General features: G+C 35.7%; 22 protein-coding genes. 11 read left to right on the forward strand and 11 right to left on the reverse strand.

The window, feature by feature from the left end:
* Window positions 1–15: 15 nt before the first annotated feature.
* Window positions 16–5,973, forward strand: coding sequence for an endonuclease (locus GQR94_RS17930; RefSeq protein WP_158977802.1), 5,958 nt, complete (start codon window positions 16–18; stop codon window positions 5,971–5,973).
* Window positions 5,974–6,050: 77 nt separating this feature from the next.
* Here the strand turns inward: GQR94_RS17930 and GQR94_RS17935 are convergent, their stop codons facing one another.
* The 7 genes from GQR94_RS17935 to GQR94_RS17965 are packed head-to-tail and all read right to left on the reverse strand — an operon-like array spanning window position 6,051 to window position 10,293.
* Window positions 6,051–7,532: a cryptochrome/photolyase family protein gene (locus GQR94_RS17935; protein ID WP_158979675.1), complete on the reverse strand. Its 1,482-nt coding sequence runs from the start codon at window positions 7,530–7,532 to the stop codon at window positions 6,051–6,053.
* Entirely contained in the window at window positions 7,532–7,666 is a 135-nt protein-coding gene (locus GQR94_RS17940; RefSeq protein WP_158977805.1) for a DUF2256 domain-containing protein, read from the reverse strand. The genes GQR94_RS17935 and GQR94_RS17940 overlap by 1 nt, the downstream gene beginning before the upstream one ends.
* A complete protein-coding gene (locus GQR94_RS17945) occupies window positions 7,666–8,295 on the reverse strand; it encodes a flavin reductase family protein (protein ID WP_158977808.1) in 630 nt (209 codons plus the stop codon). The genes GQR94_RS17940 and GQR94_RS17945 overlap by 1 nt, the downstream gene beginning before the upstream one ends.
* Window positions 8,296–9,426, reverse strand: a complete 1,131-nt coding sequence (locus GQR94_RS17950; RefSeq protein ID WP_158977811.1) for an FAD-binding domain-containing protein — start codon at window positions 9,424–9,426, stop codon at window positions 8,296–8,298.
* Window positions 9,427–9,714: a TIGR03643 family protein gene (locus GQR94_RS17955; RefSeq protein ID WP_158977814.1), complete on the reverse strand. Its 288-nt coding sequence runs from the start codon at window positions 9,712–9,714 to the stop codon at window positions 9,427–9,429. It abuts the gene before it with no gap.
* Window positions 9,715–9,716: 2 nt separating this feature from the next.
* On the reverse strand, window positions 9,717–10,115 hold the full coding sequence (locus GQR94_RS17960; RefSeq protein ID WP_158977817.1) for a DUF2452 domain-containing protein: 399 nt from the start codon (window positions 10,113–10,115) through the stop codon (window positions 9,717–9,719).
* Between the two features lie 4 nt (window positions 10,116–10,119).
* A complete protein-coding gene (locus tag GQR94_RS17965; RefSeq protein WP_158977820.1) occupies window positions 10,120–10,293 on the reverse strand; it encodes a Lacal_2735 family protein in 174 nt (57 codons plus the stop codon).
* Between the two features lie 268 nt (window positions 10,294–10,561).
* On the opposite strand from GQR94_RS17965, the gene GQR94_RS17970 reads away from it, so the two are divergent.
* The 10 genes from GQR94_RS17970 (at window position 10,562) to GQR94_RS18015 (ending at window position 21,455) form a co-directional block, all read left to right on the forward strand.
* Window positions 10,562–10,870 carry a hypothetical protein gene (locus tag GQR94_RS17970; RefSeq protein WP_233268421.1) on the forward strand — a complete coding sequence of 103 codons (309 nt, stop codon included), beginning with the start codon at window positions 10,562–10,564 and terminating at the stop codon, window positions 10,868–10,870.
* Window positions 10,871–10,944: 74 nt separating this feature from the next.
* On the forward strand, window positions 10,945–15,288 hold the full coding sequence (locus tag GQR94_RS17975) for a CusA/CzcA family heavy metal efflux RND transporter (protein WP_158977826.1): 4,344 nt from the start codon (window positions 10,945–10,947) through the stop codon (window positions 15,286–15,288).
* Window positions 15,289–15,293: 5 nt separating this feature from the next.
* Window positions 15,294–16,427: an efflux RND transporter periplasmic adaptor subunit gene (locus tag GQR94_RS17980; protein ID WP_158977829.1), complete on the forward strand. Its 1,134-nt coding sequence runs from the start codon at window positions 15,294–15,296 to the stop codon at window positions 16,425–16,427.
* 2 nt (window positions 16,428–16,429) lie between these two features.
* A complete protein-coding gene (locus GQR94_RS17985; RefSeq protein ID WP_158977832.1) occupies window positions 16,430–17,128 on the forward strand; it encodes a VIT family protein in 699 nt (232 codons plus the stop codon).
* A gap of 1 nt (window position 17,129) precedes the next feature.
* Window positions 17,130–17,711 carry a hypothetical protein gene (locus GQR94_RS17990; protein ID WP_158977836.1) on the forward strand — a complete coding sequence of 194 codons (582 nt, stop codon included), beginning with the start codon at window positions 17,130–17,132 and terminating at the stop codon, window positions 17,709–17,711.
* The gene (locus tag GQR94_RS17995) at window positions 17,708–18,409 is read left to right on the forward strand and encodes a Crp/Fnr family transcriptional regulator (protein WP_158977839.1); all 702 of its coding nucleotides are present in this window, start codon (window positions 17,708–17,710) and stop codon (window positions 18,407–18,409) included. The genes GQR94_RS17990 and GQR94_RS17995 overlap by 4 nt, the downstream gene beginning before the upstream one ends.
* An 87-nt stretch (window positions 18,410–18,496) precedes the next feature.
* Window positions 18,497–18,937 carry a thioredoxin family protein gene (locus tag GQR94_RS18000; RefSeq protein WP_158977842.1) on the forward strand — a complete coding sequence of 147 codons (441 nt, stop codon included), beginning with the start codon at window positions 18,497–18,499 and terminating at the stop codon, window positions 18,935–18,937.
* Window positions 18,921–19,919 carry an FAD:protein FMN transferase gene (locus GQR94_RS18005; RefSeq protein ID WP_158977845.1) on the forward strand — a complete coding sequence of 333 codons (999 nt, stop codon included), beginning with the start codon at window positions 18,921–18,923 and terminating at the stop codon, window positions 19,917–19,919. Before GQR94_RS18000 ends, GQR94_RS18005 begins: the two co-directional genes overlap by 17 nt.
* A complete protein-coding gene (locus GQR94_RS18010) occupies window positions 19,916–20,128 on the forward strand; it encodes a DUF4266 domain-containing protein (RefSeq protein WP_158977847.1) in 213 nt (70 codons plus the stop codon). Before GQR94_RS18005 ends, GQR94_RS18010 begins: the two co-directional genes overlap by 4 nt.
* A 34-nt stretch (window positions 20,129–20,162) precedes the next feature.
* Window positions 20,163–21,455 carry a DUF3570 domain-containing protein gene (locus tag GQR94_RS18015; protein ID WP_158979677.1) on the forward strand — a complete coding sequence of 431 codons (1,293 nt, stop codon included), beginning with the start codon at window positions 20,163–20,165 and terminating at the stop codon, window positions 21,453–21,455.
* 297 nt (window positions 21,456–21,752) lie between these two features.
* On the opposite strand, the gene GQR94_RS18020 is transcribed toward GQR94_RS18015, so the two are convergent.
* The 4 genes from GQR94_RS18020 to GQR94_RS18035 all read right to left on the reverse strand — a co-directional run bounded on the left by GQR94_RS18020 (window position 21,753) and on the right by GQR94_RS18035 (window position 26,772).
* On the reverse strand, window positions 21,753–21,938 hold the full coding sequence (locus GQR94_RS18020; RefSeq protein WP_013552222.1) for a DUF2892 domain-containing protein: 186 nt from the start codon (window positions 21,936–21,938) through the stop codon (window positions 21,753–21,755).
* Between the two features lie 18 nt (window positions 21,939–21,956).
* Window positions 21,957–22,262 (reverse strand): hypothetical protein, encoded by a 306-nt coding sequence (locus GQR94_RS18025; protein ID WP_158977849.1) that lies wholly within the window; start codon window positions 22,260–22,262, stop codon window positions 21,957–21,959.
* A gap of 69 nt (window positions 22,263–22,331) precedes the next feature.
* Window positions 22,332–25,526: an efflux RND transporter permease subunit gene (locus GQR94_RS18030; RefSeq protein ID WP_158977851.1), complete on the reverse strand. Its 3,195-nt coding sequence runs from the start codon at window positions 25,524–25,526 to the stop codon at window positions 22,332–22,334.
* A 127-nt stretch (window positions 25,527–25,653) separates the two neighbouring features.
* Window positions 25,654–26,772 carry an efflux RND transporter periplasmic adaptor subunit gene (locus GQR94_RS18035; RefSeq protein ID WP_158977853.1) on the reverse strand — a complete coding sequence of 373 codons (1,119 nt, stop codon included), beginning with the start codon at window positions 26,770–26,772 and terminating at the stop codon, window positions 25,654–25,656.
* Window positions 26,773–26,837 lie beyond the last annotated feature (65 nt).

Below are 26,837 nucleotides of genomic sequence, written 5' to 3' on the forward strand. Positions count from 1 at the left end.
AATAATTAGACCACTATGAAAAAAAATTACTTAAGAAAGAATCTATTGCTATGGATTCTGGCATTTTTAATGGCAAACTTTGTCACGGCACAAATTCCTTCCTACTACTCAGGAACGAATATTAGTGCTACTGGCGAGAGTTTAAAAAACAATTTAGGAACACTTGTAACCAATTCCCAATCTACGGTATTGAGTTATACCCCAGGAGTTTGGGAGGCTTTAAAGCAAACAGATTTAGACCCAGCTAACCCTAACAACGTTTTCTTACTATACGGCTATAATGATAGTGATGCCGATGTTACTAATGACAGAACTCGTTCTAAGGACAATAACGGTGGTGGATCTGGACAATGGAACAGAGAGCATACGTATCCAAAGTCATTAGGCAATCCGAACCTTGGAGAAACTGGTCCAGGATCAGATGCACACCATTTACGTGCTACAGATGTACAGTTCAATTCTACAAGAAGCAACCGTCCATATATTGATGCGGATGGCAATGCAAGAGCATTAAATAACGGATTTTATCCAGGGGATGAATGGAAAGGTGATGTGGCTCGTATGATGATGTATATGTACATTCGATATGGCGATCGTTGTTTACCAAATACGGTAGGATTAGGGAACTCTACCTATAGCCCTGAAATGAGAGACATGTTCTTAGAGTGGAATGCAGAAGATCCTGTGTCTCAAGTAGAAATCAATAGAAATGTACTTTTAGAAGGGATTCAAGGAAATAGAAATCCATTTATAGATAATCCTGCTTTTGCAACGACTATTTGGGGAGGACCACAGGCAGAAGATAGATTTCAAAATACATCTACGGATGTAGAATCACCTACAGTACCTGCTAATTTAATGACGGCAAATACGACTATTACAGGGGTAGATTTAACTTGGACAGCATCAACAGATAATGTAGCTGTTTTGGCTTATCAGATTTTTAATGGTACTAATTTTGTTACTGCTACGAGCAATACTTCATTTAGTGTTTCTGGTCTAGTAGCAAATACAACCTATTCTTTCTCTGTTAAGGCTATAGATGCCGCAGGAAATAGCTCATCGGAAAGCAATACAGTTACGTTTACAACATTAGAAGATACGACAACACCACCAACACCAACGGGAGATTTTATTGCTTTTCAAGGCTATGAAAATTCTTCCAATGATACGTGGGCCTATGTGCAATCTCCTGTTCCTTGTAATACGGGAGGAGATGTTTGGGATATTGTTTCTAATGTAGGATCTATAACTGGACCTAAATCAGGTGCTAATTTTTTCGGTATTCAGGATTTAGAAGGGAATTGTGCTACAGTTGATGGAGGTACCTTAACTTTCAGTGCGATAGCTATAAATAGTTATACGGATGTCACCCTTTCTTTTGAAGTAAATGTAGATGGTTTTGATGTTGCCAATGGCGATGTACTTACGTATGAAATTTTTCATGATGCCATTTCGCAAGGCGTAGTTACGATTACCGTAGGCAGTCCTTACAGTACAACAGGTTGGGAGCAGATTTCTCAAGCAGTACCTAATACCGTTTCTAGTGTAAGCTTACAGTTGTATGCAAAACAAAATGGCGGGAGTGATTATGCCGGTTTTGATGATGTACAATTACAAGGAACTGCAACAGGAGCAGGAGCAGGAGCAGGAGACCAAGGACTGTTAATTAATGAAATAGATGCAGATCAAGACAGTACTGATGCTTCTGAATTTATTGAGCTGTATGATGGTGGCTCTGGGAATACAAGTTTAGATGGGTATGTCGTTGTCTTATACAATGGAAGTAATAACCTAAGTTATAATACGATAGATTTAACAGGATATGCTACCGATGAGAATGGATATTTTGTAATAGGAAGTGCTAATGTTGCTAAGGCAGATTTAACTGCTTTTACAACCAATGGCATACAAAATGGAGCAGATGCAGTAGCGCTTTATTTGGCTGATGCTGCTAATTTTTCTTCAGGAACGGCACTAGTGCTAGACGATACTTTAGTAGATGCTGTAGTATATGGTACTAGTGATGGAGATGATGTAGAATTATTAGCTTTATTAAATTCAGGACAAGCTCAAGTAGATGAAAATGAAGGTGGAAATGGGATTATAAATTCTATGCAACGTAGCCCTAATGGGCAAGGTGGAGCTAGAAATACTAATTTATTTGTAATGAATGTACCTACTCCGGGTACCTCCAATGGAGGAGGAGATGGTACAACAGATACTGAAGCGCCAACAATACCTGCTCAAGTAACGACAACTACTATTGAAGCAACAACGGTTGAATTGTCTTGGACTGCAGCAACAGACAATGTTGGTGTACTTGAATATCAGATTTTTGAAGGAACAACTTTGGTAGGTACTACAGCGACAACTACATTTACTGTAGAAGGATTAAGTGCAGCCACAACATATTCTTTTACCCTTGTAGCCATTGACGCTGCGGGTAATAGCTCTGTACTTTCAGAGGTTTTATCCGTAACCACTAGTGGAGGAGGAACATCGCCAACGAGTGCTTTATTAATTTCAGGTGTTTATGATGGGCCACTAACTGGAGGAGTGCCTAAAGGAGTAGAGCTTTATGCCACTGAGGCTATTGCAGATTTAAGCATTTATAGCCTTGGCTCTGCAAATAACGGAGGTGGTACTAATGGAGAAGAATTCACATTTCCAGCAGTAGCAGTAGCTAAAGGAGAATTCATATATGTAGCTACAGAGGAAGTAGAATTCAATACTTTTTTTGGTTTTAATCCCACGTTCATCTCTGGCGCTATGGCCATTAATGGCGATGATGCGGTTGAGTTATTTCAAAATGGAACTGTGATTGATGTTTTTGGAGCTATTAATGTAGATGGTTCTGGACAAGCTTGGGAGTATACCGATGGCTGGGCGTATAGAAATGAAAATACAGGACCAGATGGTACTATTTTTACGAGTACTAACTGGACCTTCAGCGGACCAAATGCTTTAGATAATGAAGCTACAAATGCGAGCGCTGTTATTCCATTTCCTGTAGCAAGTTATACCGTTTCTGGACCAGCTCAAATAGTCATCAACGAAGTAGATGTAGATAATATAGGTACCGATGCTTTAGAATTTATAGAACTCTATGATGGTGGTACCGGAAATTCATCCTTAGACGGTTTGGTCGTTGTCTTATACAATGGAAGTAATGATTTAAGCTATAATGCTATAGACCTAACAGGTTATACTACCAATGAAAATGGATATTTTGTTATAGGTAGCCCAGCTGTTGCTAATGTATCATTAGAAGCGTTTACAACAAACGGTATACAAAATGGCGCAGATGCAGTAGCTTTATATTCAGGAGCTATAGCCGATTTTCCTAGCGGTACACCAGTTCTTGTGAATGATGCTTTAGTAGATGCTTTAGTATATGGTACAGATGATGGTGATGACGAAGCCTTATTGGTACTTTTAAATTCAGGAGAAGCTCAAGTGAATGAAGCTGCTCTAGGAGATAAAGACAGCCAATCTATGCAAAGAATGCCTAATGGTGCTGGTGGAGTAAGAAACACGTCAGCCTATACCACAGCAATACCTTCTCCAGGAACAGAGAATGGAGCGGTAATTCCGCCACCTGCTACGATATCAATTTTAGCGGCCCGTAATACTGATGAGGGCGAAGTAGTTACCGTGACTGGTGTTTTAACAGTGTCCGATCAATTTGCAGGTTCTGCTTACATTCAAGATGCTACCGCAGCCATTGCAATTTTTGATACTTCCGTACATGGTGAAGGGAATTTTATGATAGGAGATTCCATTACCGTTACCGGTACGCGTAGTGCTTTTAATGATCAGGTTCAAATTAGTACCGTAACACAAGTAGAAAACAATGGAACACCAAATGTTGTTATTGAGCCACTTGTGATTACTTTGTCCGAATTAGGAAATCATCCTGCAGAATTAGTAACCATTTTAAATCCATCTTTTCCTAAAGCAGGAGATATTTTATTCGGAAACTCTAATTACACCTTATCAGATGCAAGTGGTTTAGGAGACCTTCGTATAGATAATGATGTAGAGGCTATAGTAGGTTTAGGACAACCCGCTTCTTGTTCAGAAATAACAGGAGTTGTAGGTCGTTTTTTCGAATCATATCAATTACTACCGCGTGTAAAAGCAGACATGCCTTGCGCAACGGCTTATGTTCCATTAGACAATGGTGTAGCTGTAGGTAAAGACAAAACTTTTGATGTTGTAGCTTGGAATATTGAGTGGTTTGGTGATGAGACAAATTCTCCAGCCGTGGGTAACCCACTTTCAGACGCAATTCAAAAAGACAGTGTATTAGCCATTCTAAGAAAAATGGATGCTGATGTGTATACCGTAGAAGAAATATCTGATGATGTTTTATTTGGACAAATGGTTAGTGAAATGAATGGATATGATTATGTGCTTTCTGAAGCAGTATCCTATCCTAATGATGAAACAGGTACACAACAAAAAGTAGGATTCATCTATAATACAGCAACTGTATCTGTCGTAGCAACAAAACCTTTATTAGCGAGTATTCACCCGTATTACAATGGGGGAGATGATGCTGCCTTGTCAGACTATCCAGATGCTGATAAGACACGCTTTTATGCTAGTGGACGTTTGCCTTTTTTAATGACGGCAGACGTAACCTTAGCTGGTGTAACAAAGCAGTTTGATATTGTAGCACTACATGCCAGAGCAAACAGTAGTTCCGGACCACAATCGCGTTATGATATGCGCAAGTATGATGTTGAGGTATTAAAAGATACCCTAGATGCACAATTTGCAGACTCAAATCTTATTGTTTTAGGAGATTATAACGATGATGTAGATTTCACGGTTGCAGATGAGGTTAGTTCTACGGTAAGTACTTTTGATGCTTATGTTCAAGATACCATAAATTATAGGATTCTTACCAAGGTTTTAAGTGAAGGAGATTATCGTTCGTATGTGTTTAGAGAAAACATGATAGATCATATTACCGTGTCTAATGAATTATCAGCAAGCTACATTGATGGATCTGTTAGTGTAGGATATGAGTTTTATGATACCGATTATACCACGACTGTTTCAGATCACTTTCCAGTTTCAGCACGTTTTATATTAGAAGAATTACAGATCACAGAAATGGTAAGTTCAGAAACAACTTGCTCAGGAGAATTGGCTACTGCCACAGTACAGGTTAGCGGTGGTGTAGCTCCTTATTCTTATTCTTGGAATGATGGACAAACGGCAGCTACTGCTATAGATTTAAACAGTGGTTCTTATAGTGTTTTTGTCACCGATGCCATTGGTGCTACCGTTCAAGATTCTATTTATATAGAAACGTTTGAACCAATAGCGTTTACGCTAACGGAAACAGTAAAAGTATTTCATGGGTATGAGGCCGAAGCATGTGCGACTATCGGTGTAACAAGTACATGGGGTGGTGTAGCTCCGTATACGTATTCGTGGAGTTCAGGGGAGACTACGGAAACTATTACCGCTTGCCCAGATGAAACTACATTATATACCGTAACCATTACAGATGCTAATGGATGTTCGGTAACTGGTGAGATTACCGTAGAAGCAGAAGACGTTTCTTGTGGTAACAACTCTAGACATGCTAAGGTTAGTATGTGTAAAAATGGTAGAACTATTTGTATTTCAGAGAGAGCTGTAGAAATATTCAAGAGAAAAGGATATACTTTGGGATCTTGTACACCTCCTATAGATGATGATATTTCTTTAAAGATTTATCCAAATCCTTTTACCTCTTATGCTATTGTGCAACAGGAGAGTACTGAAAAGGGATACGCGACCTATATAGTTTATGATTATTATGGTAGAGTAGTCTATAAATCGTATGATAAGTTAAGACCTGGAACTAACAAATCTGTATTGCCATTATGGTATTTACGCAGTGGTTATTACTTCCTAAAAACTTATGTGAATGGGAATTTAATAAGTACGGAGCAAATTATGAAGAAATAACAGTACCATACTTAACTATGAAAACCGCCAAGAAATTGGCGGTTTTTTTGTTTTAAACGATAGTGCTAAATCAAATTTTACTTTAAACCTATTAAGAATTTAACGGCATGTTTTAAATGTGATTCTTTCTTAGCATCGTCCATCCGATCAAATGTTGATAATAACATCTTCAACCTTGGGTTTCCTTTGAAAAAATCGCGGTGTTCATGCATAAATCGCCAAAAAAGTCCATCCCATGATTGTTGCCAATCTCCTTTACCATAATTACTCATTTTCATCACGTAATTACTACCGCTGATATAAGGCTTGGTAGCAAAAGATCCGCCATCTGCAAACTGACTCATGCCATATACATTAGGTACCATCACCCAATCATAAGAATCTATAAACAATTCCATAAACCATTTATAGACTTCTTTAGGATCAAACTCACACAACAACATAAAATTACCCAATACCATCAAGCGTTCTATATGGTGGCAATACCCAGTTTTTAGTATTTTTTTAATAGTAGTATCAATCGGTATAATCCCAGTAGTACCTGTATAAAATGATTTTGGAATCTTACGGGTAAACCCCCAGAAATTACGGGTACGTTGGTGTACACCTTTCAGTTCATACATACCGCGCATAAACTCTCTCCATCCAATAATTTGACGTACAAACCCTTCTAAAGAATTGATAGGGATATCGTGTTTTTCAGCGTAGGCTAGGGTGGTATCAATAATGAGATGAGGTGTTAATAGACCTACATTTAACATTGGAGTTAACACACTGTGATTCAAAATAGAATTCTCTGCGACAATGGCATCCTCATAAACTCCGAATTCTGAAAAGCGCTGTTCTAGAAACTGATTAAACCAAAGCTTAGAAGCATCAAAGTCTATTGGATAATATACTTCATTGGTAAGTGCTCCATAGTGATCAGAAAAATGAGTATCTACATATTCTTTAGCTTCTTTATGATATTTTGTTACTTCAGGGAAATGTAAGGCAGGAGGTGTTTTTTTAGCGGGATATTTTTTCCTGTTTTCAGTATCATACGTCCATTTACCACCTACTGGCTCATCATTCTTATCCATAAGAATGCCTAATCTTTTTCGTTCTTGTTTGTAAAACGTGGTCTGATGAAAGCTCTTTTTATCCTTTTTAAAAAAATGATTTAAATCTTCTTTATTATTTATAAATAAAGGAGAGTCAAATGCTGTTAAAGTAATGTTATGTGCTTTACTGGTTTCTTCAATTCTTTGGTGTAACCAATAGTCAGAGACTTCAATATAATTTAATTGGTTTACGCCCTCTTTACTCAGCTGTTTAATTAGGCTACTGATGGCCGATAAATCATCGGTTGCCTCTATATAATTTACCTCGTGATTTTTTGACAGTAAGTAAGCTTCATAGCATTTCATGCTAGCCCTATGAAAAGCAATTTTCTGTTTATGAAATTTGTATTGTTTGAAGAACAAGTATTCTTCAACTAAATATATAGGAGCATCATATTCTAATACGGGTGAATTCTCAAATAACTGGTGTGGAAATATTAGGGTAGCATCTTTCATCATTGGTTTTTGTTTCTTCTACATCGTTCAGAACAGTATTTTACATTGTTCCATTCTTTTTCCCATTTTTTTCGCCAACTAAATGGCTTATTGCAAACCACACATAACTTTTGCGGCAAGTGTTGTTTTTTCATTAAAACTTAGGAACTTCGTTTACTCTAGCATAAGGATGATCTGCTATTTTGGTTATGGAATAATAACTGTTTAATCCTGAGATTCCCACACTATTGATCTCTTCTAAATTGATATACTCTTTATTGTTAAAAGACGCGTCTGGTAAAATTATACTTGTTATTTCTCCAATAACAAGTAAGGTATTGTTTTGTTTTATAGGTAGTGCTTCAATAAATTTCATTCCCATTTTAAACTGACTTTCTTTTACAAAAGGAGCTTTACATTCTTCAATAAATTCTTCGGTGAGTCCACAACGCTCAAATTCTGAAACACCAAGATCAAATTTAGCTGAGGTATAGTGTGCATTTTTAATAAATGCTGGGTGAATGTGGTTAATGGTATAGGAGTTGTTTGCTAAAATATTAGCATAAGTATTTCTGGGTACTTCACCTGTCGGTCTCAAAATAAAGCCCAATAACGCAGGATCGCTCCCCAGATGAACTACAGAGCTAAAGACGGCTACATTGGTATTTCCGGTTTCATCAACAGTCCCAATAAGGTTGCCAGGTTTAATTCCGGAAACAGTATTGATAATTTTAATACGGTCTATCCGATCAAGGTTTTCTAATGCAGTTTTGTTGAGTTTCATTTATGGTTTGGTTTGATTTTTTATTTCTATTTTACATTTTTTCCAGAAAGAGAAAAACGAAGGATAGTATCCTTTTACGGCAAACATCCAATCTCTTGGTTCTTCTACTCCTAAGTAATGGGTATTGGTAGGATGCTCTTTGTAGTAACAGTGCTTTAAATTATACTGGGTTTTGAGTTCCTTAAATTCCCCTACGTAAACTTGAATTCCTTTAATGTTTTTCGCTAGTTCTAATAAAAAATCAATGTTTTTAGCAGAAACAGGAAATTTTTTATAATGTGAGGGTTCACAAAGTAAGATGCGGTTGGCTTCTTCCTCTTTTCTCCACTTGGGATCAACATTGTAATAATTGTAAATAAGGGTTGGTAATTCTGTATTTACGTTGATAGTATCTGATGGAGGAAGTAGCGTTTCTAAAGAAGGTATAGTAGTTTCTAGTAACGCCTCGGGGATTGGCAAATGCTCAAAATCTTCATAAGCAACATCTAAAAAAGTATTCATTTGCTCCGTGTGACAATAGCGATTTATATTTTCTTGATTTGCATAATATTTTTTGTTGCTATTAGCACCGGCAACCCATTGCCAGCTTAAAGCATTGCTTGCCCAATCGGCATCTAAAAGATGATAGTACATCCATTGTGCAGGAATTTTCCAGTGACTGTTAGCTACATTGCATGCCATACTCGCAACATACATGCGCAAATGATTGTGCATGTAACCTGTGTTATAAAGCTGCTTGATCGCCTTATCTATAGCTATTATTCCGGTAGTACCATCAGCAATTACCTTAGGTATTTCTTTATTCTCAACGGTTGGTTGTGGGTGTTTTAAATCGGTATCTATAGCATTCCCCTTATGGATCCATACTTGCTGCCAGTAATCACGCCAGGCTAATTCTTGAATAAATTTTTCAGCATTAGAAGTTGTAAATCCTCTTTCTAAAAGCGATTGGTATACTTGTTTTGTAGAAATTACACCTCTTGATATATAAGGCGATAAATAGGATACAGCACCATCAATATAATTTCTAGAACTGGCATACTTCCTAGGGTCTATTAGTGCTATTCGTTTCTGAATAGCATCCATATCCGTAGGAAATTCAGGGTTTAAAAAATTAGGGGATGTACTCATCTATCGTTTACTAATTTTATTGCCAGAAATAGCACGCTGTCTAGAGCATTTAAATCTATTAATTTCTGGGTTTCTCTTTTTTAAATGCTTCTGACTTACACCACTGTTTACCCTTTTTCGCCACCTTTTAAAGCTACCTTCTTTAAGGTTTGTACGCATCAGCTTTATAACTTCCTTTTCAGGAATTTTAAATTGGAATTCAATGGCTTCAAATGGCGTACGGTCTTCCCAAGCCATCTCTATAATCCGGTCTAATTCTCGTTCTGTAAATTCTAAAGTATCTTTCATCGTTAAAGTTTCTCCCAAATTTGATCCGCATTTAAATAAAAACTACCCAAAGGCTCAAAGCTGCATTGCTCAGGAGCTATTATGGATAAAAAGTTAGTACCGTCCTGTTTGGAATACAGATGGTATTTTTCTCCTATAATGGGCTCAAAAGAGAATTTTGCATTATAAATCAAATTATTATGATCAAATTCAGCCATCATTTTATCATATTCCTCTTTTAATTCTTGATACCTCGTTTGAATTTTATGATTTACCTTGTTGATGGATCTATTTTTCCAAGCAATAGTATCCATTGGTTTTATAGCAGGTGCACCCAAATTGGTACTGTAGGGTTTCAATGCAGCATCATACTTCTGAGTATTGGTGTTGAAAACCACATTATCTGGCTTTTTTGAATTCATGACACTACATTTTTGTGCTTAACTGTTCTATCCTCTTCATAATCTCTTCTGCCTCGTACGTCTTTTGATCACTCAGTTTTCGATTAGAAGTAGATAATTTATGAGCTTCTTGAAGTAAACTTTGGTAGGTTTCATAAAGTTTATCTTTCTCTGATTTTTTTTTAAATAGTCCAAACATAAGTGTAAAATTGAATTGAATTTTAAACGACGTGAGACAAACTCACCATGTAAATTTACAAAATGTTTAACCATTTCGCTAAAATATTAAACAAAATATTAAAATTAGGTTATTTTGATTGTTTCTGAATTAAAGCAGTTTACAAGATTCAAGGTTTCAAAATTGTATATTTGTTTAAATGTTGAAATTGGTTTCCATATCATTTTCGTTCCTGATTTTCATGCAGAGTCTAGGAATTTGTTTCACTGATCTAGTTAAACTAAATCAGTTGATAGAACATGCTTCGTTTCATAGTGAGCAATATGGAGACGATGTATTTGCTTTTGTAGCTAAGCACTACGGAAAATCTAAAGCAGAACATCAAAAAGAACATCAAGAAGAAAAGGAAGATCATGAAAAACTACCTTTTCAAAATCATTCTCATATTTCTACAGTCATTGCTATTGTAAGTCCAGTTTATAGGACAGATTTTACTAAAATAGAATTTGTTCTGAATACGATATCAAATTTTCATTACCAAGAACCTAGTTCGTCTTTACATTCCTTGGGCTTATTTCAACCGCCCCGCATTTCATAATAAATTTTAGATTTTAATAGATTCCATTTCATTTCTTTGAATTGGAACATTTCTAATTATAATATTATGAAAAAATGTTATCACATATTATTAATTTCAGTATTAAGAATAAGTTTGTAATTCTCTTATTCACACTTTTTATTGTAGGGTTTGGATTGTATTCCTTAACTCAAATACCTATTGGAGCGGTTCCAGATGTTACCAATAATCAAGTACAAGTAATCACTACCTCCAGGAATCTTTCTACGCAAGACATGGAGCAATTTATAACCTATCCTGTTGAGTTAGAGATGGCAAATTTACCAGGGGTAGAAGAAATTAGATCGGTATCCAAATTCGGTCTCTCTGTAGTAACCATTGTCTTTAATGATGATATGGGTACTTTTTTACCTAGACAGTTAATTGCCGAAAAAATTAAATCGGCTTCTGAAAAAATCCCTGAAGGTTTTGGTTCGCCAGAAATGGGTCCTATTACTACAGGCTTAGGAGAAATTTACCAATACATTTTAGATGTTAGGCCCGCGTTTAAAGATAAATATACCACTGAAGATTTACGAACCATTCAAGATTGGATTGTAAAACGACAACTCTCAGGAATTCCTGGTGTCGTTGAGGTAAATACTTGGGGTGGTTTTTTAAAACAATATGAAGTTGCTATAGCTACCGATAAACTTTATGCCATGAACATCAGTGCTCGCGATGTTTTTTCAGCTTTAGAAAGCAACAATAGTATTTCTGGTGGCGGGTACATTGAAAAAACAAATCAGGCATATTTCATTCGTGGAGAGGGCTTAATAACTTCACTAGAAGACATTGAAAATGTTGTCGTTAAAAATATAAATGGGATACCTATCTATATTAAGGATGTAGCTAAAGTAGGGTTTGGTAGTGCCAATAGGTTTGGTGCCATAACAGCGAATGGTGAAGGAGAAAAGGTTTTAGGTCAGGTAATGATGTTAAAAGATGCTAACTCTAAAAAAGTAATCGATGCCGTTAAACTACGTGTTACCGAAATTAGCAAAGCTTTACCAGAAGGCGTTTACATCAATGCCTTTTTAGATCGGAGTGAACTCATCGCGAAAACTACGTTTACAGTAACTGAAAACTTGGTGTTAGGTTGTCTTATCGTCATTTTCGTAGTGGTCTTATTATTAGGTAATTTTAGATCTGGTTTGGTGGTTGCCTCCGTCATTCCACTTTGTCTACTTTTTGCCTTGTCGCTCATGTATATTTTCGGAGTCGATGCCAACCTCATGAGCTTAGGCGCTATAGATTTTGGAATTATTATAGATGGAGCAGTAATTATTGTGGAGTTTATTGCTTTTAAAATAAGTAGTACTAGTGCAGAAATTATGGCATTACCGAAAGAAGAACAACAAAATTTAAAAGACCAAATAGCGCAAAATGGAGCGTCAAAAATGATGAACTCGGCAGTATTCGGTCAATTAATAATTCTGATTGTTTTCATTCCAATTTTATCTTTAAGTGGTGTAGAAGGGAAAATGTTTATTCCTATGGCACTTACTTTTAGTTTTGCACTAATTGGAGCCATGATTTTATGTTTTACTTATGTGCCCGTGGCGGCTTCGTTGTTTTTAAAACCTCAAAAAAAGAGTAAAAAAAGAAATATTTCTACACGATTAATGGATTGGCTTGTCGCTAAATATGACCCCATTATTACCTGGGCGCTGCGCAGTAAAAAAGTAGTATTGTCTATTGCAGCGGTACTATTAACTCTAGCAATTTTTCTCTTTACACAGATGGGAGGAGAGTTTGTACCTACTTTAGATGAGGGCGATTTTGTAATCCAACCCATACTGAAAACAGGAACATCATTGAGTAAAACTGTTGAAACCACTACTCAAATAGAAAGTATATTACTAACAAATTTTCCGGAGGTAAAACAAGTGGTTACTAGAATTGGCGCAGCTGAAGTACCTACTGATCCTATGTCTATGGAAGAGAGTGATGTGATCATTATTTTAAAACCCAAAGGAGAATGGACATCTGCCGCTTCAAAAGATGAATTGGCAGACAAATTTAAAGAAGCTTTAGCGGTGATTCCTGGCATGGAGGTTGAATTTACCCAGCCTATTGAAATGCGATTTAATGAACTAATTACTGGAGTTCGCGCAGATATCGCAATTAAAATATTTGGAGATGATTTATCTGTTTTAGCTAAAAAAGGTAGTGAAATAGGAGAATTAATTGCCAATGTTAAAGGTGCGTCCGATATTTCTATAGAAAAGGTAGAAGGTTTACCTGAAATGAGTATTAAATATGACCGTAGTAAAGTGGCGCGTTACGGATTGAACATTCAAGAATTAAACGATCTGGTCGCAATGGCTTTTGCAGGAAAGACTGCAGGAAGCATTTTTGAAGGAGAAAAGAGGTTTGACTTAGTTGTTCGTTTAGATAAATCTCAACGGAAAGATATTGATAACCTTCAAAACTTATTTGTTGACCTTCCTAATGGTGGAAAAGTTCCTTTACGAGAATTAGCTACGATCAGCTATCAAAAAGGTGCAGCTAAAATATCTCGAGATAATACGCGAAGACGTATTGTCGTAGGGGTAAATGTGCGGAACAGAGATCTACAGTCTGTGGTAGATGATGTGCAAAAACTTATCAATGAAAATATTGACTTACCAGTGGGGTATAGTATTTCTTATGGCGGGCAATTTGAAAACTTGCAGAGTGCTAAATCTCGCTTATTAGTTGCAGTGCCTATAGCTTTAGTTTTAATTTTTGTGCTGTTGTATTTTGCCTTTAAATCCGTAAAAGAAGCTTTAATGATCTATTCTGCAATACCATTGGCTGCTGTAGGCGGGGTGTTTTTATTATGGATCAGAGATTTGCCTTTCAGTATTTCTGCGGGAGTAGGTTTTATTGCGCTTTTTGGGATTGCAGTTTTAAATGGAATTGTCTTAATCGAACATTTTAAAGAGTTAAAAGCGGAAGGTTTTGAAACAATTGAAGAATTAATAAAACATGGTGCTAAAGATAGATTACGAGCTGTTTTATTAACCGCTTCTGCCGCTGCATTAGGTTTTTTACCCATGGCAATATCTACCAATGCAGGAGCAGAGGTACAGCGGCCATTGGCAACTGTGGTCATTGGAGGTTTAATTACGGCTACTATATTAACACTGGTAGTATTGCCTGTGCTTTATGCTTATTTGAATACCATTATACCCCTTAAAATAAAAAATAAAAGTAGTGTCGTTTTGTTGCTACTTGGTTTTTGTTGTTTAGGGCAAGTTATGGCACAACAACAACAACAACAACATCAAGCCTTAAGTTTAGAGGAATTAATACCAATAGCTATTGAGAATAATGCTTCTTTGAAAGCTAAAAACAATCAATTATTACAATCAGAACAGCTCATTAATTCCGCTTTTGATTTTGATAAAACACAGGTCTATTTTGAGTTTGATGAGAATAACTTAGCGAGTAATAATGAACCTTTAAAAGTTTTTGGGGTGCAGCAAGATTTCCGCTTTCCTACCGTTTATTTTTCTCAAAAGAAAGTGAATAAAATGCGGCATTCTCTTAGCGAAAATTCTTTTGAAATTCAGAAGAAAGCGGTTATTCGAAGAGTAACTACTAGTTATTATAACTATCAAATAGCTTTGAGAAAGCAGAAGCTTTATCACACATTAGATAGTTTGTATAGCAATTTTTCAGCAATGGCTAGCAGACGATTTGAACTAGGGGAAACCAATTATCTAGAAAAAATAACAGCTATTTCTAAAGAAAAGCAGATTTCATTGCAATATTCTGAATCAAAAAAACAGGTAAAAGAGGTTTATACAGAATTGCAAGCAGTAATACAATTGGAAGATTCCATACAAGTTACTCCGCTACTTAATTTAAAGGCAGTAGAGCAGCACGTACCTATAGCGCAAATTCCTGAAATACATTTTTATCAAAATAGAGAATTGTTTTTTAAAGCAGAAAAACAGTTGGAGAAACAACAAATTCTTCCAGACATCAGTCTACAGTATTTTCAAGGGACTAATGAAGGGCTAAACGCTAATTTATATGGCTACCAATTGGGCTTAAAAATCCCCATTCTTTTCGGAGGTAAATCTGCGAAAATAAAGGCATCAAAATTTGCAGAGGAAGCGTCAATCAATGAGTTAAAAGAATACCGAACTCAATTAAATTCTAAACAAGAAGTATTAAAAAATCAATTAAAAAGTTTTGGTGCATCTTTAGCTTATTATGAAAACGAAGGTCAGCAACTTTCTAATGAAATTTTAAAAACTGCGATCGGTAGCTTTAAAAACGGAGAGATCAACTTTTATCAATACTTGCAAAGTCTTGAAAGCGCCTATGAGATACAACTAGAATATCTCAATACCTTAGAAGAGTACAATCAGACCGTAATTGCTATCAATTTTTTAACACTATAACAATCATGAAAAATATAATTAATAGAATCGTCATAACATGTATTCTTACACTACTAATAATAAGTTGCGGTAGTGAGGAAAAAACGAGTGTCTCCAAAGAAAAAAATTCCGAATATATCGAAATAACCATGGAACAGTTTAATAAAAATAATATGGAACTCGGGACCTTTAAAGAACAAGATTTTCCAAAAATAGTATCGGCAACGGGCATGATTGATGTGCCGCCAGAAAATAAAGCAAGCGTTAGTGCAACGATGGGAGGATATATAAAAACGACTCCTTTGTTAATAGGGGATACCGTAAAAAAAGGGCAGCTATTGGTAACCTTAGAAAACCCAGAATTTGTTACCCTCCAGCAAGAATATATGGAACTGAATGAGCAGTTGGTGTATTTGAAGTCTGAATATGAAAGACAACAAACCATGATTGCAGAAAAAATCACTTCTCAAAAAAGTTTTTTAAAAGCAGAAAGTGATTATAAAACGAGTATAGCAAGACGGAATGGTTTGAAAAAACAGTTGGAAATGCTTCATATATCGACTGCTAATGCTGCTCAAGGTAATTTTACAGCAATTGCTAGCATTTACGCTCCTATTGCTGGAAGTATTTCTAAAACCTTTGTGTCTATGGGTTCTTATGTTTCGCCAGCAAGTTCTATTTTAGAAATTATAAATAATGATCATATTCATTTAGAGCTTTCCGTTTTTGAAAAGGATATTATGAGTATTAAGAAAGATCAGAAAATCGAATTTGAAATCCCCGAAGTTTCAGATCAAGTATATTTAGGAGAGGTTCATCTTGTAGGGAATTCTATTGATGAAAATAGAACGATTAAAATTCATGGTCATATTGAAGATGAATCCGATTATAATTTTATTTCAGGAATGTTTGTATCCTCTAGAATAATTACCAGCACAGAAAAGAGATTAGCTTTACCTTCTGAAGCTATTGTACCTATTGATGATATTGACTATGTCTTAGTCTTGGTGAAAAAGGAAAATGACACTTACTATTTCCATCAAGAGGAAGTAAAACTAAATGGAAATTTTGAAGGTTTTTCTCTTATAGAAAACACGAAGGACTTTAAGCAGAACACAACCTTCTTGACAAAAGGTGTATTTAACTTATTAGGAGCGTAATTATGGATGCACAAAACACAGAAAAACACTACATTAAACGTAGCGGATGGCTTAGAGCGGGAGTTTTAGGAGCAAACGATGGGATTTTATCGACAGCCAGTATTATTATAGGGGTTGCCGCTGCAAGTAGTACACGAGAACCTGTATTAGTTGCGGGAGTTGCAGGGCTAGTTGCTGGAGCATTATCTATGGCGGCTGGAGAATATGTATCTGTGAGTTCTCAGACCGATGTTGAAAAATCTGATCTTGCGCGAGAGCAACAAGAACTTATAGATACTCCAGAAGAAGAGCTTCTAGAGCTAGCAAAAATATATGAAGAAAGAGGTTTAAACGTTGAGACAGCCTTAGAGGTTGCAATACAATTAACAGCCCACAATGCTTTAGAAGCACATGCAAGAGATGAGCTAGGAATACATGAAATGACGGAGGCAAAACCTTTACAGGCAGCAATTTCTTCTGGTATAGCTTTTACTGTAGGTGGCTTTTTACCGGTACTTGTAGCGTTTATAGCCCCCCTTAATCGTATGGAATACCTGCAATATGTGAGTGCAATTCTATTTCTAGCTATTTTAGGAATAGTAGCAGCAAGAGCGGGAGGTTCTAACCCTACAAAAGTAGTGCTAAGAATAACATTTTGGGGAACCTTGGCTATGGGATTAACGGCTTTTATTGGACACCTTTTCAATATAAATATTGCGTAGTATGACCACACAAGAAGAAAAATACTGTTCAGCCTCAATACCTGTTAGTAAAGGGAAAGAGCTCCCTTTTCATGATCTTATACATACGCAAGAGGTTGTAGAATACGTTAAGAATAGTAGTGCTGAAATGAATAATGCACCCCGTAAAACAGAGTTGCCTATGCTCACCGCTTGGTTTCAAAATACAGGTTTTTTAAATAGTTATAGTGATTATAAAGAAAAAAGTAAAAATAGAGAAATAGCATTTCTTAACGCTGTAGGGATGTATTATAATTCCAGTGTGCAAATATGCAAGTGTATTGATGGTACAAGCTGGCATCAAACCCTAACGACAGCGCTAGCTGAAATACTTTGTAATGCAAATATAATTGATGTTAACAATTCTCATTTTTTTTATAGAAATAGTCTGCTGAACAGGGAAAGGGAGTTTTTTTGTGATAGGCACTTGACAGAAGAGAAGTGCTCCGTATTTAATTTAGAGATTTTAGTAAATTTTCACTTTAAGTCTCATTATGAAAAGGGTTATCTTGAAGTAAGAAACCAGAAGAATTCGGAAGATGTAAAAACAAATTTCAGCGTATGATGAAGACTAATTTATTTCCACACGACAAATTCAGTTTTGATAATCAAGATTTACTTTCAGGACTACCTGAAGCTGTATGCAAGACGATTACTAAAAACAGTGTCATTGTTCATTTTAAGGCAGGAGATGCGGTTTTTATAGAAGGTGATACGCCAGAAGGCATTTATAGCGTTAAAAATGGAAAAGTAAAGAAGTTTACAGTCACTGATCATAGAAAGGAGCATATTTTTTATATCTGTAAAGAAGGGGAGTACTTAGGATATCACGCCGTGTTAAGCGAGGAATTATATCCAGACTGCGCATCAGCTCTTACAGATTGTGATATGGAGTTTATACCTAAAGAAGATTTTATAAAGGCAGTAGACAAGTCACCTATCTTATCAAAACGTTTATTAAGGAGTTTGGGTCACGAATTTGGAGTTTTTCTAAATGCGACAAAAATTCTTTCAAAATATACGGTAAGAGAACGAACAGCATTAAACCTTCTGATTTTGGAAAGTAAATATAAAAATAATCAGAAGTTGGAAACAGAAATCAGTATTCATAGAGAAGACCTAGCTAGCATGGTTGGTACTGCTATGGAATCTGTAGTGAGAATGCTCAAGGATTTTAAAGAAGAAAAACTTATTATAACAAAGCGAAGCAGCATTTTTATTAAGGACTATAAAGGTCTCTTAAAGGTAGCTAACTTTAGCTGATTGCCTATAGCTTACATTGATAATTATCAATGTAAGCTATAGAATTAAATTACGATTAATAGAATAAATTAACCTAATTATAAGACTATGAAAAATTTTTTATTACTAGCAGTGATTTTTGCTGCTTTTGGTACTACAGTAAGTGCTCAAGAATGGCAGACTGATTTTGTAAAAGCAAAAGCTATCGCTGTAAAAGAAAGTAAACCTATAATTCTTGTTTTTCAAGGATCAGATTGGTGTGCACCTTGTATTAAGCTTGATCGTGAAATTTGGAGCACGGATAAATTTAAAAAGTATGCAGGAGAACATTATGTAATGCTTCAGGCAGATTTCCCTAGGCGAAAAAATAATGCATTATCAGCTACTCAAACAAAGGCAAATGCTCAATTAGCAGAATGGTATAATAGAAATGGCGTCTTTCCATTTGTGGTAGTTCTAGATAGTAAGGGTAAAGTGCTAGGGGAGACAAGCTACAAAAAGACTACACCTGAAAATTATATCAAAGAATTAAATGCTTTTACAAAATAATTTGAAAACATACATTACTTTGCTGGTCACACTATTTTCATTGGTATGCTTAGCACAACAACCTTACAAACGGACACTCAAACTTATGGGGAGCCGTTTTGATATAACGGTAGTTGCAGATAATGAATTACAAGGTAATATAAGCATAGATATTGCTATAGCCGAAATTACTAGAATAGAAAAGCTTATTTCTTCTTGGGATGTTAATTCGCAAACTTCTGCGATCAATAAAAATGCAGGTATACAACCAGTAAAGGTTGATAAAGAGCTTTTTAATTTGATTGAAAGAGCTATTGGAATATCAAAACTTACCGATGGAGCTTTTGATATTAGTTACGCATCAATGGATTATATCTGGAAGTTTGATGGCAGTATGACGGCAATGCCATCAGAAGAAGAAATTACATCCTCTGTACTAAAAGTAGGTTTTAAGAATATCGTTTTAGATAAAAAGAATAGTACTGTATTTCTTAAGCTAGAGGGAATGAAAATTGGTTTTGGTGCTATAGGCAAAGGATATGCTGCAGATAAAGCAAAAGCATTACTTATAGAAAAAGGAGTATCCTCGGGAATTATAAATGCTTCTGGAGATATGAATACTTGGGGAAAACAACCAGATGGGAGCGAATGGAAAGTTGCTATTACAAACCCAATGAATAAAAATAAAGTATTTGCATTACTCCCTATAACCAATGGAGCAGTAGTAACCTCAGGTAATTATGAGAAGTATGTAAACTTTAACGGTAAGCGATACACACATATTATAGATCCACGTACAGGCTATCCTTCTAGTGGGATTATAAGTGTGACCGTTTTTGCGCCTAAAGCAGAACTTGCAGATGCGCTCGCGACCTCTGTGTTTGTGATGGGTAAAGAAGCAGGTTTAGATAGGATAAATCAGTTACCTCAGATAGAATGTATTATTATAGATGATCAAGGAAATATTACCAAGTCAAAGAATATTAAAATAGACAAATTATGATTAAAAAGATTATTTATGTCACAGTAATAGCTATTAGTTTTAGTAGTTGTGTTGTGGTTAAAGAATATGAAAAGGTCAATATAAACGACCCAGATATGGTGCTTTCAGAAAAAAAATGCGATCGTAATGTAACGACTGCGCACTCCTATCGTGAGGCTGCTGTAGGCGCCAATGGAGGAAAAACTGGAGGAGGCTGCGGCTGTAACTAATATGGAAAATCACTTGAAAAAAATAGTTATTTTTATGTGTGTATTCGCTTTTGCGAAAGCGCACGCTCAAACAGCACAAGAAGAAACGAAAGCTTATAAAAAACGCGTGTTAGAAACTACTGAAGTAGACTTCTTAACAAGTTATTATTCTCAGGATGGTGACAATGCTGCCGTAAGTGGAGGTATAGGTACCGAAGAATTAACAGATGTTACAGGAACCTTCATAGTTTCTATTCCATTAAATGATGACGATGTGCTTACCATTGATGCTGGAGTTTCTGCATATACTTCTGCATCTTCCAGTAATGTAGGACCTTTTGATGATGGTCTTGCAGACCCTTTTCAAGCATCTTCGGGTGCTTCAAGCAGTGATTTATGGGCAAATATAACAGGAAGTTATAGCCATAGCTCAGATGATAGAAACGATATTTGGTCTACTAAGTTATCAATATCTTCGGAGTATGATTATTTTTCTGTGGGAGTTGGTGGTAGTTACACCAAGCTTTTTAATGAAAAAAACACTGAAATAAGTGTAAATGGTAATGTTTACATAGATACTTGGAATGCTATTTATCCTACAGAGTTAAGACCTTTCGGAGAAGGAGGAGCTGGTTTAAGTGATCGTTTGTTTACTCAAAACACCATTACAGGCAATACGAATTATAATCCTAGATTTGCAGCGTTTGATAGTGAAGGCCGTAACTCTTATTCCGTAGGTTTTGGGTTGTCACAGATATTACACAAAAAGGTACAAGGTTCATTAGCATTAGATTTTGTGCAACAAGACGGATTGTTATCAACACCATTCCAGAGAGTTTATTTCAGTGATATAGCAGATTCATTTATTGATAATTTTCAATTGGCCGATGCTGTTGAACGTCTACCCGATTCTAGATTTAAAGTGGCAGCTGGTGGTCGGTTAAATTGGTACCTCAATGAAACCGTTACAGTACGTACTTTTTATCGTTATTATTTTGATGATTGGGGGATTACTTCACATACAGCGAGTATTGAAGTACCGGTTAAAATAACAAATAAGTTTACCTTATATCCATCATACAGGTTCTACAATCAAACAGCAGCAGACTATTTCAATACCTACGAAAGTGCTTTATCTACGGATGAGTTTTATACGTCAGATTATGACCTTTCTGAATACTCAGCGAACCAATTTGGTTTTGGAGTATCCTATACAGATATTTTCGCGAAAGCTCATCTCTGGCAATTTGGCCTTAAAAGTATTGACTTAAAGTTTTATCAATACGATAGAGATACCACTTTTAGTTCTAGTATCATTACGGCGGGCTTCAAGTTTGTCATGGACTAAGCATAAGAACTATGTTTTAACAAAATTGATAAGCGCTAAGAATATTCAAAATCTTAGCGCTTATGTTATGTACTGAGATATTAAAAAACCATTTTACTTCTACTCGTATTTATTGGTTTTTGAGCTCATGCTCAACAAGGAATAATTGAACCCATTTGGGATTCTAAAGTCGAAAAAAAAGTCTGTACATAAGGGTACAGACTTTTTTTTGTTTAAAAATGTGTTATCAAGAACATTGGCAATGATTATTAGGTGATAGTCTAAGTATACATGCTTTTTTCATGATAAGAAAGCGTATTATTTTTTAACACCTAACTTCACCAAAATAGTTTCTAATAGACACCATTTGGTAAAAGCAGACTGTATTAAATTAACCCCAATGAACACGGTAAACCATAACCAGTTAACACTTACATATACAGTGAGTACAACACTCAATAATACCATGATACCAACAATTACTCTAAAATAGGTATTCATCATTTCTAATTAATTTTAAGTTTATATAGATTTTTCAATAGGAACTACCACCGCTTTTAAGGGGTTATTAGTTTCTATACTTTTATTAAATTCTTTTATTAAATGGAATAAAGTATCAATATTTTCATCTTCGGTAAAAGAGAAAAACATACTCGATTGACTTCCTCCTTTTCCTGAAGAAAACCAATTAGAAGCCATTAAAATTGCGGAATCACTTTTGTGCCCATCAATATCAGAACTACTAAATTTCTCAATATTTGCATTTTTAAAAAGGGTTAAGACGTCTTTTTGGTATTCTTCAACTGCGGTAACGATAACTAATTTCATAGTGTTGGTTTTTTAGTTATTATTCTGAATTGTCAAACCGAATGGGGGAGTTGACAACTCAGAATTTAATTATTTATAATTTTTCTTTTCTATCATATAATATACTAAAGGAACCACTAATAAGGTAAGCACCGTAGAAACAATAGTTCCTCCCATTAAAGAGATGGCTAAACCTTGAAAAATAGGATCAAATAAGATTACAAAAGCTCCAATAACAACGGTTCCAGCAGTTAATAGAATAGGAGTAGTACGCACAGCTCCTGCTTCAATAGCTGCTTGTTTTAAGGGTACGCCTTCTGCCGTTCTTATATTGATAAAATCAATTAATAAAACAGAATTTCGTACCATAATTCCCGCTAAAGCAATCATCCCAATAAATGATGTTGCGGTAAAGAATGCTCCCATAATCCAGTGTCCTAAAATAATTCCGATTAAAGAGAGCGGAATTGCAACCATCATTACAATGGGAGCTTTAAAGTTTTGGAACCAACCTACAATTAAAATATAAATCAAGATAATAGCGCCTAAGAAAGCAATTCCTAAATCTCTAAATACTTCTAAAGTAATTTGCCATTCTCCATCCCATTTTACAGTATAATTGTCTTCAAACTCGGGCTGACCTAAATACATTTCGTTTAATTCATAGCCTTTTGGTAGCGAAATTTCTTTTAGTTTTTCTTCCATTCCTAGAATAGCGTAGGCAGGACTTTCTAATTCTCCAGCCATATCTGCCATTACATAAACAACACGTTTTTGGTTTTTATGGTAAATACTTTTTGCAGCTATTCTTGCTGTAATCGTTACTAAATCTGCAATAGGAACCATATTGCCCTGTTTCGATTTTACTTTCAATTGAGAAATATCTGTAACTGTAGATTTTTCCTTTTCATCTAAAGCCAATACTAAACCAATTTGGTTAACAGCATCTTCATCATACAAATTCGTGATGGGCCTGTTAGACAATGCCATATTCATGGTATATGCTATTTGCTGTGGTGCCACTCCATACAACATGGCTTTTTCTTTATTAATGTCAAATTGATATTCGGTTTGGTCTGCTTCCACCATCCAATCAATATCCACCACATCATCTGTGTTTTTTAAGATATCCTGAACACTGTTTGCTATTTTAATTTGCTCACTATAATCTGGGCCATAAACTTCAGCAACAATTGTGGATAGTACTGGAGGTCCTGGTGGCACTTCAACCAATTTTACATTTGCATTATATTTAGACGCAATTTTTTGAATGTCCGGGCGCAGTAATTTTGCAATATCATGACTTTGTGCAGTACGTTCTTCTTTATCAATTAAATTTACTTGAATATCTGCCATATTACTTCCTCCACGTAAATCATAATGACGCACCAAACCGTTAAAGGTTATTGGAGCAGAGGTACCCACATAGTTTTGAAAGTTGACTACTTCAGGTCTTGTCGCTAGGTATTGTGAAATTTCTTGTGTGACCACTCCAGTGCGTTCTAAGGTGGTTCCTTCCGGCATATCAATTACAATCTGAAATTCATTCTTATTATCAAAAGGCAACATTTTCACTGCAACCGATTTGGTGAAAAATAACACCATGGTTATCATTAATAATAAAAATGTTCCTCCTAAAAACAACCAACGTTTTGCTTTGTTTTCTAATAATGGACGTTCAAATTTGTTGTAAATTCTATAAATTAACGTCTCTTCAATAGGCTTTTCTTGTTTTTCTTCTACACCTTTTTTCTCTTTTTCTCTTAAGAAAATATACCCTAAGTAAGGCGTGATCGTCAAAGCTACAAATAAGGATAAAATCATTGCTATAGACGCCCCTATAGGCATTGGTGCCATATATGGACCCATTAATCCAGAGACAAAAGCCATAGGTAAAACAGATGCTATAACTGTAAATGTTGCTAAAATGGTTGGGTTCCCAACCTCGTTAATTGCATACAAAGCAGCATCTTTAAACGGTAAGCGTTTCATCTTAAAATGCCGGTGCATATTTTCGGCAATAATAATGGAGTCATCGACGACAATTCCTGTAACAAACACTAAAGCGAATAAAGTAATACGGTTTAGCGTGTAATCCATCATATAATAGCTCAATAAGGTTAAGGCAAACGTAATTGGAACGGATAAAAACACCACCAATCCACCACGCCATCCCATGGCTAACATCACTACAATAGTAACGGCGAAGATAGAACCAATAAGGTGCCACAACAATTCTGATACTTTATGTGAAGCTGTTTCTCCGTAATTTCTGGTAATCTCTACATGAACATCATCAGGAATTAAATTGCTTCGTAAATGATCTGTTTTATTAATAATTACTTCTGCAATTTTCATGGCATCTGCACCTTTTCGTTTTGCAACAGAAATAGTAACTGCAGGGTATTCTGATTTATATTCCGAAGATTTTACACTCCCTTTTCCATATCCTAAACTCACGTAATTTTGAGGTACTTCTGGACCATCAATAATTTTAGCTACTTGCTTTAAATAGATAGGTTGATTTTGTTGTACACCAACTACTAAATTCTCAACATCTGTAACAGAGGCTAGAAAGTTTCCAGTATTTACTAGAAATTCTGTGTCATTTTTATCAAAGCTTCCTGCACTTAATTGACTGTTGTTAGCCGTAATCATTTCAGAAACCGTTAAGAAGTCTAACCCACTAGATGCTAATTTGTCTTTATCTAATACGACACGTAGTTGACGGTTTCTACCTCCAATTTGATGCGTAGACGAAACGTCATTTACTTTTTTTATTTCGGCTTCCAATTCTTGTGCCATTTGGCTTAATTGGTAATCGTCATAATTTTCACTCCACAAGGTTAAGCCTAACATTGGTACATCGTCTATAGCACGCGTTTTTACCAATGGAAACGTCACACCAGCTGGCATCTCGTCCATGTGTTTGTTAATTTCATTGTATAGTTTTACAAAGGAGCGCTCAATATCTTCGCCCACATAAAACTGAACAATCACCATTCCTTGCTCTTTCATGGAAGTAGAATACACATATTCTACCCCTTTGATGTTTGAAATTAACTGTTCTAATGGCTTAATTACACGTGATTCTACCTCCGTTGGGCTCGCACCCGGATAGCCCACAAAAATGTCTGCCATGGGCACATCAATTTGTGGCTCTTCTTCACGTGGAATTAAAAACGAACTATACACACCAACTACCATAAATACAATCATCAAAAGCACTGTAAGCTTCGATTGCATAAAGACTTTGGCAATTTTACCTGCGATTCCTTCTTTCATATTCCTGTCCCTAACCCTTTCCAAAGGAAAGAGAAATGTTATGGGTTATTTTTAGTTAATATTTATTTTTTCAGAGTTTAAAGATGCCTCTTCAAACTGACAACAACGAGTACTTATAGCGTATATATCACTTAGTTTCCATACTGGCTTCCTTCCCTTTGGGAAGGATGGAGGATGGGATAATTTTGGCTCCATTAAACAATTTACCATCAGCAGAAACGATATACGCTTCGTCTGAATTTAAACCAGATAATACCTCTACTTGATTGCCAAAAGTTCTTCCTAAGCGCAACCATCGTAGCATTGCAGTGTTACTCTGACTTACGGTATACACCCCAGATAATTGTCCGTTAGTTATAATTACATCGGTAGGGATTAACACCATGGCCGATTTTGCTTTTCGTTCTACAGGAAATTGCACCGTTGTAAACATTCCTGATAAAATGTGAGCATCTGTTTTATCTAAAGCTATTTTTACTAAGTATTGTCCGCCTGTGTTTTTAGCAGATGTACTTACTTCTGTAACTTTTCCTTTTATGGTTTTATTAATAGATTTTACCAATACAGCGACAGTGCTTCCTTTTTCAATTTCAGAAATTTCAGATTCAGGAACCATAGCCATCACCTCAAAATGACCTGGTGTTTCTATGCTTATTAATGGTGCGCCAGGATTTGCCATATTTCCTGCTTCCACATTTTTGCTGGTTACGGTTCCATCAAAAGGAGCCGTAATATTACTGTAAGCAAATTGTGCATTTACTTCATTTTTCATTTGGTTGGCAGCTTCTAAACGTGCCTTTGCCATTTCATAATTTGCCGTCATATCGTCCATCTCTTTTTGAGAAGCACTATTTTCTGAAAATAAATTTTTAAAACGATTGTAGTCTTTTTGAGCATTATTAAAAGCAGCAGTAGCTTCTGTAATTCCTGCATTTACTTGCGCTCTCTTGGCCTGTAAATCGCTATTGTTAATAGAAACTAACAATTGCCCTTTACGTACTTTATCTCCAACGTTTATGTGTACTTTATTTACGTACCCCATCATTCTAGTGCTTAAATCTGCACTATTAGTGGCTTGGATTTTTCCGCTTACACTTAAAAAAGGACTAGTGCCATTCGTTTCTACTTGACTCACTTCTACATGAATTGCGGGTGAATTATCTGCAACAGGCTTCTTGTCTTCACTGCCACAACTAGCAACTAACAATGCGAAAGAAAATGCTACGATGGTATATGTTTTTTTCATTTTATATTTTATTTTATTTTTTCTTTCCCTAACGCTCTTCAAAGCAAAAGGAACTCGTATGTTTT

The organism is Cellulophaga sp. L1A9 (assembly GCF_009797025.1).
Taxonomy (GTDB): Bacteria; Bacteroidota; Bacteroidia; order Flavobacteriales; family Flavobacteriaceae; genus Cellulophaga.